Origin of the sequence: Gordonia sp. DT219, assembly GCF_049847065.1 — a bacterium.
Taxonomy (GTDB): domain Bacteria; phylum Actinomycetota; class Actinomycetes; order Mycobacteriales; family Mycobacteriaceae; genus Gordonia.
Genome location: NZ_JBNCNR010000006.1, coordinates 81,988 through 95,237, shown reverse-complemented (window position 1 = coordinate 95,237; position 13,250 = coordinate 81,988). Strand labels below are relative to the sequence as shown.

Genomic DNA, 13,250 nt, shown 5'->3' with positions numbered 1-13,250 from the left:
CCGGAGACCACGATGCCCTTCCATCTCACGATGTCATTGATGACACCGGGCCACTTCCGACAGGCCTGGCGACTGCCGCACGCGGACCCGACGGCATATCTCGACATCGATCATTTCCAGCGGCTGGCCGGGATCGCCGAGGCCGCCGCGATCGATGCGGTGTTCCTCGGCGACGGGCCGGCGTTGCGCGGAGAGATCGAGGAAGCACCGGGCACCGGGATCGATCCGCTGGTCCTGCTCGGCAACCTGGCCGCGGTCACCGAGAACCTCGGTGTCGTCATCACGAGCTCGACGACCTACAACTCTCCCTACAATCTCGCCCGCCGGTTCCAGGCGCTCGACCACGTGACGAAGGGCCGGGCCGCCGTCAACCTCGTCACCACCGGAACACCCCACGCCGCAGCGAATTTCGGACTCAGCGCACATCCGGACAAGGAGACGCGATATCGCCGGGCCGCCGAATTCCTCGAAGTCGTCACCGGGCTGTGGGACGGGTGGGAGCCGGAATGGCTGGTCGCCGACAAGTCGACCGGCCGCTATGCGGACCCGGCGAGAATCCACGCCATCGACCACGACGGGGAGTTCTTCTCGGTGGCCGGCCCGCTCCCGGTTCCCGCCGGACCCCAAGGACGCCCCATCGTGGTACAGGCCGGTGGCTCAGAGGGCGGACGCGTACTCGCCGGCGAGTACGCCGACATGGTGTTCACGGTCGCGCAGACCACGGCCACCGCGGTCGGGTTCCGCGACGACATCCGCCGGCGCGCCGCCCTGGCGGGACGCCGGCCCGACGACGTCAAGGTCTCCCTCGGAGTGGTCGTCCTGGTCGCCGAAACGCCGGAGCGCGCGCAGGAGCGGGCGGCGGAGCTGTTCGCGACCCTGCCCATCGAGCGGCTGACCCGTGCCCTGCTGGGCAATCTCGGCCTGCCGCCGGATTCCTTCGGTCCCGACGACCCGCTCTCCGCGGCCGACCTGCCGGACACGCTTCCCGCGGCGGCCTTCTCCACCGGGTTCGGCGCGTCGACCCGGGCGCTGATCGCGCAGGGACCCACGACGCCGCGGCGAATCGTGGAGAGCGGGGCTGGTGGTTCGGGGCACCGCCTGCTCGTCGGTTCACCAGAGCAGGTCGCCGACGATCTCGAGGCCTGGTTCGCCGCCGGCGCCGCCGACGGATTCACCATCATGCCGGCCGACACCGCGGTCGACTTCGAGAACTTCGCCACGCTCGTCGTACCGATCCTGCAGGCGCGCAACCTGTTCCAGCAGTCCTATCCGTACCGCACCCTGCGTGAACGGCTCTTCGCCGCACCCGCCGGGCAGGTGACCGATACCCTGGCGTCCGCCCACAGCGCGTAGCCGAGCCCCCGGGTCACCCGACCGGCGTCGAGGTGACCGCGCTGCGATCACGGTGGGCGCAAAGGTGTTCCGCGACGCCCTCGGCGACCATCATCGTGCTGCCGGACAACGGTTTTCGCCGGCGTTCTCCCCGACCACGTCGGCGGCACCGAACCAACCTCATTCTCCGAAAGTGAACGATGTCAGACCTCCGAAGTTCGATCGAGCAGTCCGAGTCCGCACGACGCCGACGATGGCCGTGGGTCGTCGGTGCCCTCGCGGTGGTGATCGCGGTGGTCGTCGGCGTCGTCGTGACCCGGGGCGGATCGGACAACACGGCGTCCGGGGGCGACGGCCGCCCCGTGCGGGGCGGAACCCTGAACTTCGCGCTCATCGACTACCAGCGCAGCCCGGATCCCCAGTGGGGCACCAATTACGCGGAGTCGCTCATCGCCGGCAACATCACCGACAAACTGCTGTGGCAGGACCCGGACACCGGCAAGGTCACACCGTGGCTGGCGCAGTCGTGGACGTACAACCCGCAGCTCACCGAATTCACGTTCACGCTGCGTCCGGGAGTGACCTTCAGCGACGGTCTCCCGTTCGACGCGCAGGCGGTCAAGGCGAACTACGACCAGTACATCAAGGGCGACCCGGCGCTGGGCATCACCCCCAACGGCGCCACCCTGTTCCCCGGCTACCTCGGCACCGACGTCATCGACAGCCACACCGTGCGACTGCGCTTCGCCCACCCCCTGGCCAGCGCATTGCAGGCGGTGTCGTTCACCGCGAACGCCGGTCCCGGCTTCCTCTCGCCGAACACCTTGCGGCTGAGCGCAACACAGCGGTCGGCCGACGCCACCAAGGTCGTCGGCACCGGACCGTTCGTGTACCAGAGCTGGAAGCCCCAGGTGGAGACGGTGCTGGTGCGCCGCGCCGGCTACGACTGGGCTCCGCCTGCACTCAAACACCAGGGTGAGGCCTACCTCGACAAGATCGTCTTCCGATCCATTCCCGAGGCGAGCGTGCGCACCGGATCTCTGACCTCCGGAGCCATCGATGCGAGTCTCGATATCGGTACCACCGATGAGAAGGCGCTGTCGTCACAAGGTTTCTCGATCACCTCGCGACCGGTGTCGGGAACCGCGATCTTCTTCAACTTCAACTCACAGCTGTTCCCGACCAACGACATCGCCGTCCGCAAGGCGATCCAACTCGGCTGGAACCGGGAATCGCTGAAGAAGACCGTCCTGACGCCGTCGTATTCGGTGGCGACCTCGGTACTGCTGCCCTCGGTGCCCGGCTACGCCGACTACAGTTCGTCGGTCTTGCGCCATGATCCGCAGGCGGCACAGAAGATCCTCGACGACGCCGGGTGGCATCCGGGACCCGACGGCATCCGGGTCAAGGATGGCAAGCGCCTCGAAGTGAAGCTGCTGGGCATCAACAATCTCGTGGTGAACACACCGGCGTATGAGTCGATCCAGCAGGATCTGAAGAAGATCGGCGTGGACCTGAAGCTCACCGTGGTGCCGATTCCCGACTACACCGCCCAACAGGCGAAGGCCAAGACCGACTGGAACATCGTGGCGGCCAACCGGTCCCGGAACGACCCCTCGGTCCTCAACCTGCAGTACAGCCCCGAACTCGGCGACGGCTCCTACGTGGGCTCCGGGGCACCGGGAATCGACCCGGCCGAGTTGACCAGCACGCTCGGCCGGATCGAGACCACCCTCGACCCGCAGCAGCGGGCCCAATACACCAGGGCCGCACAGGATCTGCTCCTGCAGAAGTATGCGCTGGTGAATCCGGTGTACAACCCCTCGCAGGTGATCGCCCACTCTCCCGGGGTCCACGGCATCCTCTTCGACGCGCAATCCCGCAACACTTTCGTCGGTGCCTGGAAGGGCAGCGGCAACGACACCCGGGCCGGAGGCTGAGTATGACGAGATACATCCTGGAGAAGGTCGGCCGGGCCGTCTTCGTCGCCTGGGCTGCCTTCACCGTCACCTTCATCCTGCTGTTCGTGATCCCCGCCGATCCGGTGGATCTGTTGTTCGACCCGGCGACGATCAACACCGTGCCGCCGGAGGTGAAAGAACAGGTCCGCGACAACTACGGGTTCAATCAGCCGGTGCTGCTGCAGTATCTGTCCCGGTTGGGCCATGCGTTGCGAGGGGACTTCGGGAACTCGGTGCAATCCGGTAAATCGGTGACCACCTCGATCGCCGAGGTGGTTCCGCAGACCTTGGTGCTGGCACTGAGCGCGCTGCTGCTCGCCGTGGTGATCGCATTCGTGATCGCGGTCGTCGCGACCTCCACCCGACACCTATGGCTCCGCGGGCTCATCGAGGCGCTGCCCACCGCCGCGGTGTCGGTCCCGGTCTTCCTCTCGGGCATCCTGCTTCTGCAGGTCTTCGCGTTCCGGCTCGGTTGGTTCCCGGCCTTCGGCGACGACGGATGGCGAAGCCTCGTCCTGCCGCTGGTCTCGCTCGCCATCCCCGTCTCCGGCCCGATCGCGCAACTCCTGGTGCGCAGTTTCGGTACGGAACTCCACGCAGGCTATGTCACCACCAGCCGGGCCAAGGGCGCCGACCGCGCCCACATCCTCTCCCGCGAGGTGTTCCGCAATGCCGCACTGCCCGCGCTGACCATCGCCGGCGTCACCTTCGGCAACCTGATCGCGGGATCGGTCATCACCGAGACGGTGTTCGCGCGGACCGGCGTGGGCCGGCTGACCCAGTCGGCGATCAGCACACTCGACGTTCCGCTCGTCCAGGGCCTGGTCATGTTCGTCGCCGTGTCGTTCGCCGTCATCAACCTCGTGGTCGACCTCGTGTACCCGATCCTCGATCCGCGGCTGCGCACAGCGGTTCCGACGACCGGACGGGGCGTGACGGTATGACCTCTGTCGATCTGCCCGGTGCCCTGCGGTTTCGGGCCGGGGGCCACGTCGCCGCCGCGCGTGTCCGAAGTCGCGCCGGTGATCTGCTCCGCAAACCGGTCCTCGTGCTCGCCTGGATCATCGTCGTGATCGCACTCGGCTGGGCGCTGGTCCCCGACCTGTTCACCCACTACAGTCCCTACGACGGCAATCCGGACGCGAGTTTCCTCGGCCCGAGCGCCGACCACTTGTTCGGGACCGACCGCCTCGGCCGGGACCTCTACGCGCGTACCGTGTTCGGCGCCCGTACGACGATCATGGCGACGCTGCTGGCCGTGGTGATCGCGTTCGGCGCCGGCACGGCGATCGGCCTCGCGGCCGGATTCCGTGGCGGCTGGATCGACACGGCGGTCATGCGCCTGACCGATGTCTCGCTGGCGATCCCGAATCTGCTGCTCGCCATGGTGATGGTCTCGGTGCTCGGCTACTCGACCTACAACATCGCACTGGCCGTGGGTATCTCGTCGATCGCCGCTTTCGCCCGCGTGATGCGCGCCGAGGTGTTGGGCGTCGCGTCGCGCGACTATGTCCGTGCCGCAGCAGGTCTCGGTGTCGGACGGATGGCCATCGTCGTGCGCCACGTCGTGCCGAACTCGATGAATTCGGTTCTCGCGCTCGCCGCCCTCGAGATCGGCACCGCAATCCTCGCCGTCGCCGGACTCGGATTCCTCGGCTACGGCGCCCCGCCACCCCAACCGGAGTGGGGACTACTGGTTTCCGAGGGACGCGACTACATCTCGCAGTATCCGTGGGTGTCGATCATGCCCGGCATCGCCTTGGCGGTCGTCGTCATCGCGACCCATCGAATCAGTGTGTCGTTCCGGAAAGGACAGGCGGTATGACCCAGACCTCGGCGCCGGCCGAAGAACTCGAGACCACCGAAGCGCCTGCACCCGAAGCACATCCACTCCTGACGATCACCGGGCTCGGCATCGAGTACCAGACCGGCCGTCGGTGGACTCCGGCGGTCCAGGATGTGTCACTGACCGTGGAAGCGGGCGAATTCGTCTCCCTCGTCGGCGAATCGGGGTCGGGCAAGACGTCGGTGGTGCTCGGCGCGCTCGGGCTCTTGCCGGCGAATGCCCGCGTGACACACGGCCGGATCAGCTATTCCGATGTCGACGTGACCGGCTGGACCGATCGTCGAATGGGCTTGGTACGCGGCAACTTTGTCGGCTTCATCCCACAGGATCCGAACACCTCGCTGAATCCGGTCAAGAAGGTCGGGCAACAGGTCGCCGATGCCGTGCGGTTCAACGAGCCGAAGGGCACCCGCAAGGGCAGCGCTCGTCTGCATGGGGCCCGGTGGCGCACCGCGGCTTTGGAGAGTCTGCGCACCGCGGGGCTCGCCGACGCGGAGCGGGTCTATGAGCAGTACCCGCACGAACTCAGCGGCGGGATGAAACAACGCGCATTGATCGCGATCGCGCTGGCGGGCGAACCGAAGATCATCGTCGCCGATGAACCGACGAGCGCCCTCGACGTCACGGTGCAGAAGAAGATTCTGGATCACCTTGCGACGCTGGGGAAAGAGCTGAACCTCGGGGTTCTGCTCGTCACCCACGATCTCGGGGTGGCGGTGGAACGCTCACACCGGATCCTGGTGATGCGCAACGGCGGGATCGTCGACGGCGGAACGCCGTCCGACATCACCGAGCATGCGACCGACGACTACACCCGACGCCTGCTCGCTGCCGCTCCCGGTCGCCACCGCAAGCGGCTCACCCCCACCGTGGTTCGGAAGCAGGCAGGCTCGGTGTCACCGCCGCGGCCGGTACTGGTGGCCGAGAACCTCACGAAGTCCTACCGCGCCCCGGGTCGCGGTCGCGGACACGAACTACGCGCGCTCGACGGCGTCGACCTCACCGTGCTGCGCGGGACGACGCATGCGATCGTCGGCGAGTCCGGCGCCGGTAAGTCGACCCTCGCCGCCATCATCGCCGGGTTCATCGCCCCGGACTCCGGTACCGTCGCGGTCGGCGACGTCGAGGTCACCTCCGCCGGCCGCCGGGAACTGCGGGATCTGCGGCGCAACCTCCAGTTCGTGTTCCAGAATCCGTACACCTCGCTCGACCCGCGGTTCACGGTCGAACGCCTCATCGCCGAACCGTTGGCGGCCTTCGATATCCACGACAGCCGTGCCGAACGGACCGAACGGGTCCACGAGTTGCTCGACGCCGTCGCACTCGACCGCGAATTCGCACGACGGCTGCCGCGGGAGTTGTCCGGAGGCCAGCGGCAGCGCGTGGCGATCGCGCGCGCGCTGGCACTCAATCCCGAGATCGTGGTACTCGACGAGGCGGTCAGCGCACTCGACGTCTCCGTGCAGGCACAGATCCTGCAGTTGCTGATCGACCTCCAGGCCGAGTTCGGCCTCAGCTATGTCTTCGTCACGCACGATCTCGGAGTCGTCCGTCTTCTCGGCGGGGATGTCTCGGTGATGAAGGACGGCGCCGTGGTCGAGCATGGCTCCGTCGAGGAGGTGTTCGACTCACCCGGCGACCCGTACACACGTGAACTGCTCGCCGCGATACCCGCCAATGTCACAGGTGTGACCATCGCAACCCGTCGCCCACCATCATCGACGGGCCCAGCGCACGCACCATGGAGGGCATGACTTCGGCGAATCCCCCTGCCTCCGCACGCCTGAGCCGCGTCGTGGTTCTCCTGTTCGCGGTGACCGCCGGCTCGTCGGCCGGGTGCCTGTACTACCTCCAGCCCCTGCTGCAGGAGGTCGGCAGTGACCTGAAGGTGTCCACCACCGCGGCCGGTCTCATCGTGTCGCTCACCCAGGTGGGATATCTGATCGGGCTGGCGCTGGTGGTGCCGCTGGGCGACTTCCTCGACCGACGGCGCCTGATCTGTGGACTGCTGGTGATCTCATGCGTCGCCTTGGGCATCGCTGCGGCCTCCCCGAACTATGCGGTCCTGATGGTCTTGGTCTTCGCGGTCGGGGTGTCGGCGTCGGCAGCTCAGGTCGTGATCCCGTGGGCCGCGGCCGTCGCCGGCCCGGGTGAACGCGGCGCGGTCGTCGGCACGGTGATGAGCGGTCTGCTCGTGGGCATCTTGTTCTCCCGCGTGCTCGCCGGGCTCATCGCACAGGCCGGCGGATGGCGCACCGTACTCGTCGTCGCTGCGCTGATGCAGGCCGTGATGGCCATCGCCGTGTGGTGGCGCGCCCCGCACACGCCCGCCGAGCGCGCACCGCGTGCCTCCTACCCGCAGGTGCTCGCCTCGATCTGGACCCTGATCCGCTCGGAGAACGTGCTGCGGCATCGCATGCTGCTCGGCGGACTCAACATGGCCGCGTTCTCGGCGATGTGGACCGCGATCGCGTTCCTGCTCGCCGGTGCGCACGGATCGTCCTATCACTACTCCGACGCGGCGATCGGGCTGTTCGGACTCGCCGGGGTGGCCGGGGCGCTGGCCGCACCACGGATCGGCCGGCTCGCCGACCGCGGCTACCTACGGCACACCCAGTACGGCGTCTGGTCGGTGCAGCTGGCGAGTTGGGCTCTGTTGTGGGCGGGTGCACATCAGGTCCTGGTGCTAATCATCGCCCTGCTCGTCTACGACTTCGGCGTGCAGGGTCTGCAGATCGCGAACCAGTCGGCGGTGTATTCACTCAACGACGAGGCGCGGTCGCGCCTGACGACCGCCTACATGGTGGCCTACTTCGCCGGGGGCGTCGTCGGCTCGGCGTTCGGCGGATGGGCGTATCAGACCGGCGGCTGGACCCTGCTCTGCGCGGCCGGTGCGGGCACCGCGGTGCTCGGGATCGGATTGTGGGCCTGGTTTGCCTTCACCGAACGCCTCCACGCCGTCGCGGGGATCGCCGCCGCGGACCGGTTGCGCACGGCCACGCGGGTCGGTGCCTGAGAGTTGTCGCCGACCGGTCAGTGGCCCGCGCGGCGACGCAGCCGACGACGGCGTCGTGCCTCGGATATCGCGGATTTGAGGCCGAGGCCCTGATCCATTCCGGCGAAGCGGTGCTCCGACGCGGTCTCCGGCGCGTCGTCGGCGGTGTCGCGCAAAAACCGATCCGGCAGTGCGAGCTTGTTGATGGTGCGCAGCGTCTTCAGATACTGCATCGACAGTGAGCCCGTGGTGTAGGGCAGGTCGTATTTGTCGCACAGTTCGCGTACCCGCACCGAGATCTCGGCGAGCCGGTTGCTGGGCAGGTCGGGATACAGATGGTGCTCGATCTGATAGCAGAGGTTGCCCGACATCAAGGCCATCGCCGGGCCGGCACGGAAGTTGGCGCTGCCGAGCATCTGACGTAGATACCACTGCCCGGGGGTCTCGTCCTCGAGACTCTCCACCGTGAATTTCTCGGCCCCGTCGGGAAAGTGACCACAGAAGATGACGACGTAGGCCCACACATTGCGCACCAGATTCGCCGTCAGATTCGCCGTGAGCGTGTGCCGGAAATTACGTCCGGTCAGCGCTGGGAACAGCACGTAATCCTTCGCGACCTGCTTGCCGATCTTGCGCAGGAATTCCTTGATCTGCGGGATCGCGACCTCGCGGGGCTTGTCGCCGGCGATGACTTCCTTGAGGGCCAGGTCGTGCAGACCGATCCCCCACTCGAAGGTGGCGGCCAGCATGATGTTGAACAGCGGCTGCAACGCCCGGCGCGGCTCCCACGGCTCGTCGCGGGTCACGCGCAGGATCTTGTAGCCCACGTCATGATCCATGCCGACGATGTTGGTGTACTTGTGATGGATGTAGTTGTGGGAATGCTTCCAGTGCGGCGACGCGCACACCATGTCCCATTCCCACGTGGTCGAATGGACTTCGGGATCGTTCATCCAATCCCATTGCCCGTGCATCACGTTGTGGCCGAGTTCCATGTTCTCGATGATCTTGGCCAGCGAGAGCGCCCCGGTGCCCACAAGCCACAGCGAACGCCGGTGACTGCCGAACAGGGCGACCCGACCGGCCACCTCGAGCAGACGCTGGGCGGCGATGGTCCGGCGCAGGTAACGGACGTCGCGCGGTCCCCGATCGGCCTCGATCTCCCGGCGCAGCGCATCGAGTTCGGCACCGAGCGCCTCTACGTCGGCGTCGGTCAGGTGGGCGTATTCATTGATGTCGGTGATTGCCATCGGTAACCAGTATGCCCCCGTCGCGCGCGGGGGTGCGATGGCGCCTCACGCAGCGCGGCGCTCGATGACCTGGGACGATCGACCCACTTGGGGCCGGCGGCGATCGCGCAGCGCCCGGATCGCCGAAAGCAGCCCCCGACGCCGCCCGGTCGACGGATCGACGATAGCGTGCAGCCGCGTACCGGCGAGCGCGTCGGACTTGAAGCGGCGCTCCGAGGCGGTCTCCGGCGCATCGTCGGCGGTCGCCTTGAGGTATTTGTCCGGCAGCGACAGCTTGGCGATGGTGCGCCACGACTTGGCGTACTGCAGGGCAAAGGAGCCGGTGGTGTAGGGCAGGTCGTACTTCTCGCACAGGGCGCGCACCCGTACCGAGATCTCGGCGAGCCGGTTGCTCGGCAGGTCCGGGAAGATGTGATGCTCGATCTGGTAGGAGAGGTTGCCGCTCAGGAATGCCAGGACCGGGCCGCAGCGAAAGTTGGCGCTGCCCAACATCTGTCGCAGATACCACTGCGCCTGGGTCTCGGAGTCGACATCCTGCTTGGTGAACTTCTCGGCACCGTCGGGGAAATGCCCGCAGAAGATCACCGCATTGCTCCACACATTGCGGATCACGTTGGCGAGCGCATCGGCGGTCGCAGCCTTCCGGAAAGCTGTTGCCGCCGAACGCTTGTCCCCGCCGAGCACCAGCGCCGCGGCGGCCACCAGCGTCGGCTGGACGACGTAGTCCTTGGCGAGCTGTTTGCCGACCTTCGCCCCGACATCGGCGAGGTCGCGGCGGAACTGCTCCTTGGCCTCCGGGGTGCGACGCTTCTTGGCGAGTTCGAGATGCTGTGCGGCAACACCATATTCGAAGAGAAGCGCCAGAATCGTGTTGTAGACGAGGTTGCCGAGATAGAACGGTTGCCACCGCTGATCCCGGGTGACGCGCAGCAGCCCGTAGCCGACGTCGTCGTCCATCCCCAGCACGTTGGTGTACTTGTGGTGGATGTAGTTGTGGGTGTGCTTCCAATGCGCCGAGGGGTCGGTGTTGTCCCACTCCCAGGTCGTCGAGTGCACCTCGGGATCGTTCATCCAGTCCCACTGCCCGTGCATCACGTTGTGCCCGAGTTCCATGTTCTCGACGATCTTCGCCACCCCGAGGGTGCCGGCCCCCGCCCACCAGAGACCGCGGTGGCGCGACCCGGCGATCATCGTGCGGCCGGCGAGTTCGAGCCCGCGCTGAAAACGGATGGTGTTGCGGATGTAGCGCGCATCGCGCTCGCCGCGCACGGCCTCGATGTCGGCGCGGATGGCGTCGAGTTCGGCGCCGAGCGCCTCGACGTCGGAGTCGGACAGGTGGGCGTATTCGGGGATGTCGGTGATCGCCATGCGTTCCTCTCGCCTCGGGCCGCAGCGGAATCGGGTCCCGTACCTACGGCTACGTTTCCGTAACTTACGATAGCGTAGGTTAGCTGAGGGCGCCTGTCCAGTCCGCGTGCGTCAGTCGGCGGCCAGCAGCTCGTAGCCCACGAGGTCCTCGATGTGCCCGTCGGAGCTCGCGGCCAGGGGCTGGGTGCCGAATTCGTTGAATCCGGCGTTGCCGGCCAGTGCGCGGCTGCCCTCGTTGGACGCGGCCGCGAACATGGTGAGTCGCCGGATCCCGAGGACATCGAAGATGTGGCGCACCGCCGCCGGGAACGCCTCACCCAGGACACCGTTACCCCGTGCGGCCGGATGGGTATAGAAACCGATCTCGGCACCGGTCACGTCATCGATCTCGAAGATCGAGATGTCTCCCAGGTACTCGTCGGTCTCCTTGTCGGCGACCACCCAGGTGCAGGTGTCCCCGCATGCGGCGGTCCACCATTTGCGGGTGCGTTCGGCCGCGGCATGTTCGACGGTCAGCGGGTTCGGCCGCTCGAACAGGTACTTGCGTGAGATCGGGTCGTCGAGGGTTTCCCGGATACGCTCGTCGTCCTTCTCCGCCAGCGGCCGCAGACGGAATCGCTTGGTATCGAAAGACGTTGCTCGCCACTGTGTTTTAGGTTCGAAGTCCTCGCCGGCGTGCCACTTGGCACACCAGGCGTCGACGACGCGGCTGTTCATCTCGAGGCACTCGGGCAGCCGGGCGAGCAGAGTGAACCCGGCGGCGTGTGCCACTCGCAGACTCGCCAGATTGCCCTCTGCGGCGTGATAGCGCACCACCTCGACGTCGCGGTGCGCCACCGCGTAGGTGATCGCGAGCACCACCGCGCGGCGTGCGAGTCCCCCACCGCGCCCGTCGGGATGGAGCACGAAGCCCACCTCGACGATCCGCCCCGGCCCCTGCAGCTCGACGCTGCCCACGAACCTGCCCTCGTACTCGATCGCCCACGTCATCGCACTGCCGTCATCCCACCCGCGCCGCGCGTCGTCGATGAACCGTTCGGCGTCGGATCGGCCGTAGGGCGAGGGCATACGCGCCCAGCGCATCGTCAGTGGGTCGGTGGCGTACTCGATCACGCGGTCGATGTCGTCACCTCGGTGTGCCCGCAGGGTGACCACCCCGTCGGAGCGCACCGGAACCTCGGTCGCGTCGGACAATCGGGACACTTCGGCTCGCACGCGGATCTCCTCCGTGGTCGAGGGCTGCCGTATCCCGAGCCTAACGGCTATCGGTCGGCGTCGCGATGTCTGCGCGCGACTGTGCCCGCCCGCGAGCGCACCGAACAGCCGATTCAGACGTCCAGCGTGCAGTCCCCGGCCGCCGCGCTGATGCATGTCTGGATGCGTTCGCCTTCGACGTGCTCGGCCCCCGACCGCAGATCACGGACGCACCCGCGGTCCAGTGTCACCACGCAGCTCTGACAGATTCCCATGCGGCAACCGAATGGCATGAGGACCCCGGCCGCCTCGCCGGCCTCGAGCAGCGTGGTCGCGCCGTCGACCTCCTCGGTGCGCCCGGAGCGGCCGAAGGTGACGGTCCCGCCGACGGCACCGACGGCGCCTCGTTCGAGGGCGAAACGTTCGATGTGCAGCAGATCCTCGTGACCGCCCGCGAAGACGCCGCCGACCATGTCGAGGAAGCCGGCGGGCCCACAGGCCCATGTCTGGCGCTGCGCCCAATCCGGGCACAGCTCTCGCAACGAGTCCCCGGTCACCTTGCCCTCGGTACGGGTGTACCGGATGTGGAGGTCGACGGCACCGTCGGCAGCCAACGCCGCGAGTTCATCACCGAAGAGCAGATCCGCCGGGGTCGGGGTGCAGTGGATGAGCCGGATGTCGGTGCGCTGCCCACGGTGGGCCATGGTGCGCAGCATCGAGATGATCGGGGTGATGCCGCTGCCCGCGGTCGCGAACAAGATCTTGCGCGGAAGTGGTTCGGGCAGAACGAATTCTCCCCGGGGCGCCGCGAGCCGGACCACCGTACCCGGGCGCAGTCCGCTGACCAGGTGCGAGGAGAGGAACCCCTCGGGCATCGCCTTGACGGTGATGGCGATGGTCTTGTCGTCGCGGGTGCCCCTCGAGCCGGTGAGCAGCGGCACCGAGGTCAGCGAATAGGAACGCCACGTCCAGCGGCCACCGACGAGGACGCCGATGCCGATGTACTGGCCGGGCACGTAGTCGAAGGAGAAGCCCCACCCCGGACGGATGCGGATCGTCGCCGAATCCTCGGTCTCGGCGGTCACCGAGACGATCTTGCCGCGCAGTTCACGGGCCGACCACAGCGGATTGGCCAGGTGCAGATAGTCGTCGGGAAGCAGCGGAGTGGTCACCCGCGCCACCGCGGCGCGCACCCATCGGCCGCCGCGCGAGCGGGTGGCGATCCCCGCCACCGGCTGCTCGAAACGTTCGCGGAAACCCATCGACATCCTCCTCGAACTCGCGGACCGCTCAGTTCTCACATG

General features: G+C 67.3%; 10 protein-coding genes. 6 read left to right on the top strand and 4 right to left on the bottom strand.

Annotation, left to right across the window (positions count from 1 at the left end; genetic code table 11):
* The first annotated feature begins 30 nt into the window (after positions 1-30).
* The 6 genes from ACPXB3_RS10270 to ACPXB3_RS10245 all read left to right on the top strand — a co-directional run bounded on the left by ACPXB3_RS10270 (position 31) and on the right by ACPXB3_RS10245 (position 8,155).
* Positions 31-1,353 (top strand): NtaA/DmoA family FMN-dependent monooxygenase, encoded by a 1,323-nt coding sequence (locus tag ACPXB3_RS10270; protein ID WP_425704558.1) that lies wholly within the window; start codon positions 31-33, stop codon positions 1,351-1,353.
* Between the two features lie 179 nt (positions 1,354-1,532).
* Positions 1,533-3,272 carry an ABC transporter substrate-binding protein gene (locus ACPXB3_RS10265; RefSeq protein WP_425727527.1) on the top strand — a complete coding sequence of 580 codons (1,740 nt, stop codon included), beginning with the start codon at positions 1,533-1,535 and terminating at the stop codon, positions 3,270-3,272.
* 2 nt (positions 3,273-3,274) lie between these two features.
* The gene (locus ACPXB3_RS10260; protein WP_425704556.1) at positions 3,275-4,237 is read left to right on the top strand and encodes an ABC transporter permease; all 963 of its coding nucleotides are present in this window, start codon (positions 3,275-3,277) and stop codon (positions 4,235-4,237) included.
* Positions 4,234-5,118 carry an ABC transporter permease gene (locus tag ACPXB3_RS10255; RefSeq protein WP_425704555.1) on the top strand — a complete coding sequence of 295 codons (885 nt, stop codon included), beginning with the start codon at positions 4,234-4,236 and terminating at the stop codon, positions 5,116-5,118. The genes ACPXB3_RS10260 and ACPXB3_RS10255 overlap by 4 nt, the downstream gene beginning before the upstream one ends.
* On the top strand, positions 5,115-6,893 hold the full coding sequence (locus ACPXB3_RS10250) for a dipeptide ABC transporter ATP-binding protein (RefSeq protein WP_425727526.1): 1,779 nt from the start codon (positions 5,115-5,117) through the stop codon (positions 6,891-6,893). Before ACPXB3_RS10255 ends, ACPXB3_RS10250 begins: the two co-directional genes overlap by 4 nt.
* Entirely contained in the window at positions 6,890-8,155 is a 1,266-nt protein-coding gene (locus tag ACPXB3_RS10245) for an MFS transporter (protein ID WP_425704553.1), read from the top strand. The genes ACPXB3_RS10250 and ACPXB3_RS10245 overlap by 4 nt, the downstream gene beginning before the upstream one ends.
* A 17-nt stretch (positions 8,156-8,172) precedes the next feature.
* Here the strand turns inward: ACPXB3_RS10245 and ACPXB3_RS10240 are convergent, their stop codons facing one another.
* The 4 genes from ACPXB3_RS10240 to ACPXB3_RS10225 all read right to left on the bottom strand — a co-directional run bounded on the left by ACPXB3_RS10240 (position 8,173) and on the right by ACPXB3_RS10225 (position 13,208).
* Positions 8,173-9,384 (bottom strand): fatty acid desaturase family protein, encoded by a 1,212-nt coding sequence (locus ACPXB3_RS10240; RefSeq protein WP_425704552.1) that lies wholly within the window; start codon positions 9,382-9,384, stop codon positions 8,173-8,175.
* A gap of 45 nt (positions 9,385-9,429) precedes the next feature.
* Positions 9,430-10,752, bottom strand: a complete 1,323-nt coding sequence (locus ACPXB3_RS10235; protein WP_425704551.1) for a fatty acid desaturase family protein — start codon at positions 10,750-10,752, stop codon at positions 9,430-9,432.
* 111 nt (positions 10,753-10,863) lie between these two features.
* Positions 10,864-11,967 (bottom strand): GNAT family N-acetyltransferase, encoded by a 1,104-nt coding sequence (locus tag ACPXB3_RS10230; RefSeq protein ID WP_425704550.1) that lies wholly within the window; start codon positions 11,965-11,967, stop codon positions 10,864-10,866.
* A 113-nt stretch (positions 11,968-12,080) separates the two neighbouring features.
* The gene (locus tag ACPXB3_RS10225) at positions 12,081-13,208 is read right to left on the bottom strand and encodes a ferredoxin reductase (protein WP_425704549.1); all 1,128 of its coding nucleotides are present in this window, start codon (positions 13,206-13,208) and stop codon (positions 12,081-12,083) included.
* Positions 13,209-13,250 lie beyond the last annotated feature (42 nt).

Bases quoted from the DNA above. Each gene is read 5' to 3' on its own strand.
- ACPXB3_RS10270 (WP_425704558.1), top strand. From the start codon at position 31: ATGTCATTGATGACACCGGGCCACTTCCGACAGGCCTGGCGACTGCCG.
- ACPXB3_RS10265 (WP_425727527.1), top strand. From the start codon at position 1,533: ATGTCAGACCTCCGAAGTTCGATCGAGCAGTCCGAGTCCGCACGACGC.
- ACPXB3_RS10260 (WP_425704556.1), top strand. From the start codon at position 3,275: ATGACGAGATACATCCTGGAGAAGGTCGGCCGGGCCGTCTTCGTCGCC.
- ACPXB3_RS10255 (WP_425704555.1), top strand. From the start codon at position 4,234: ATGACCTCTGTCGATCTGCCCGGTGCCCTGCGGTTTCGGGCCGGGGGC.
- ACPXB3_RS10250 (WP_425727526.1), top strand. From the start codon at position 5,115: ATGACCCAGACCTCGGCGCCGGCCGAAGAACTCGAGACCACCGAAGCG.
- ACPXB3_RS10245 (WP_425704553.1), top strand. From the start codon at position 6,890: ATGACTTCGGCGAATCCCCCTGCCTCCGCACGCCTGAGCCGCGTCGTG.
- ACPXB3_RS10240 (WP_425704552.1), bottom strand. From the start codon at position 9,384: ATGGCAATCACCGACATCAATGAATACGCCCACCTGACCGACGCCGAC.
- ACPXB3_RS10235 (WP_425704551.1), bottom strand. From the start codon at position 10,752: ATGGCGATCACCGACATCCCCGAATACGCCCACCTGTCCGACTCCGAC.
- ACPXB3_RS10225 (WP_425704549.1), bottom strand. From the start codon at position 13,208: ATGGGTTTCCGCGAACGTTTCGAGCAGCCGGTGGCGGGGATCGCCACC.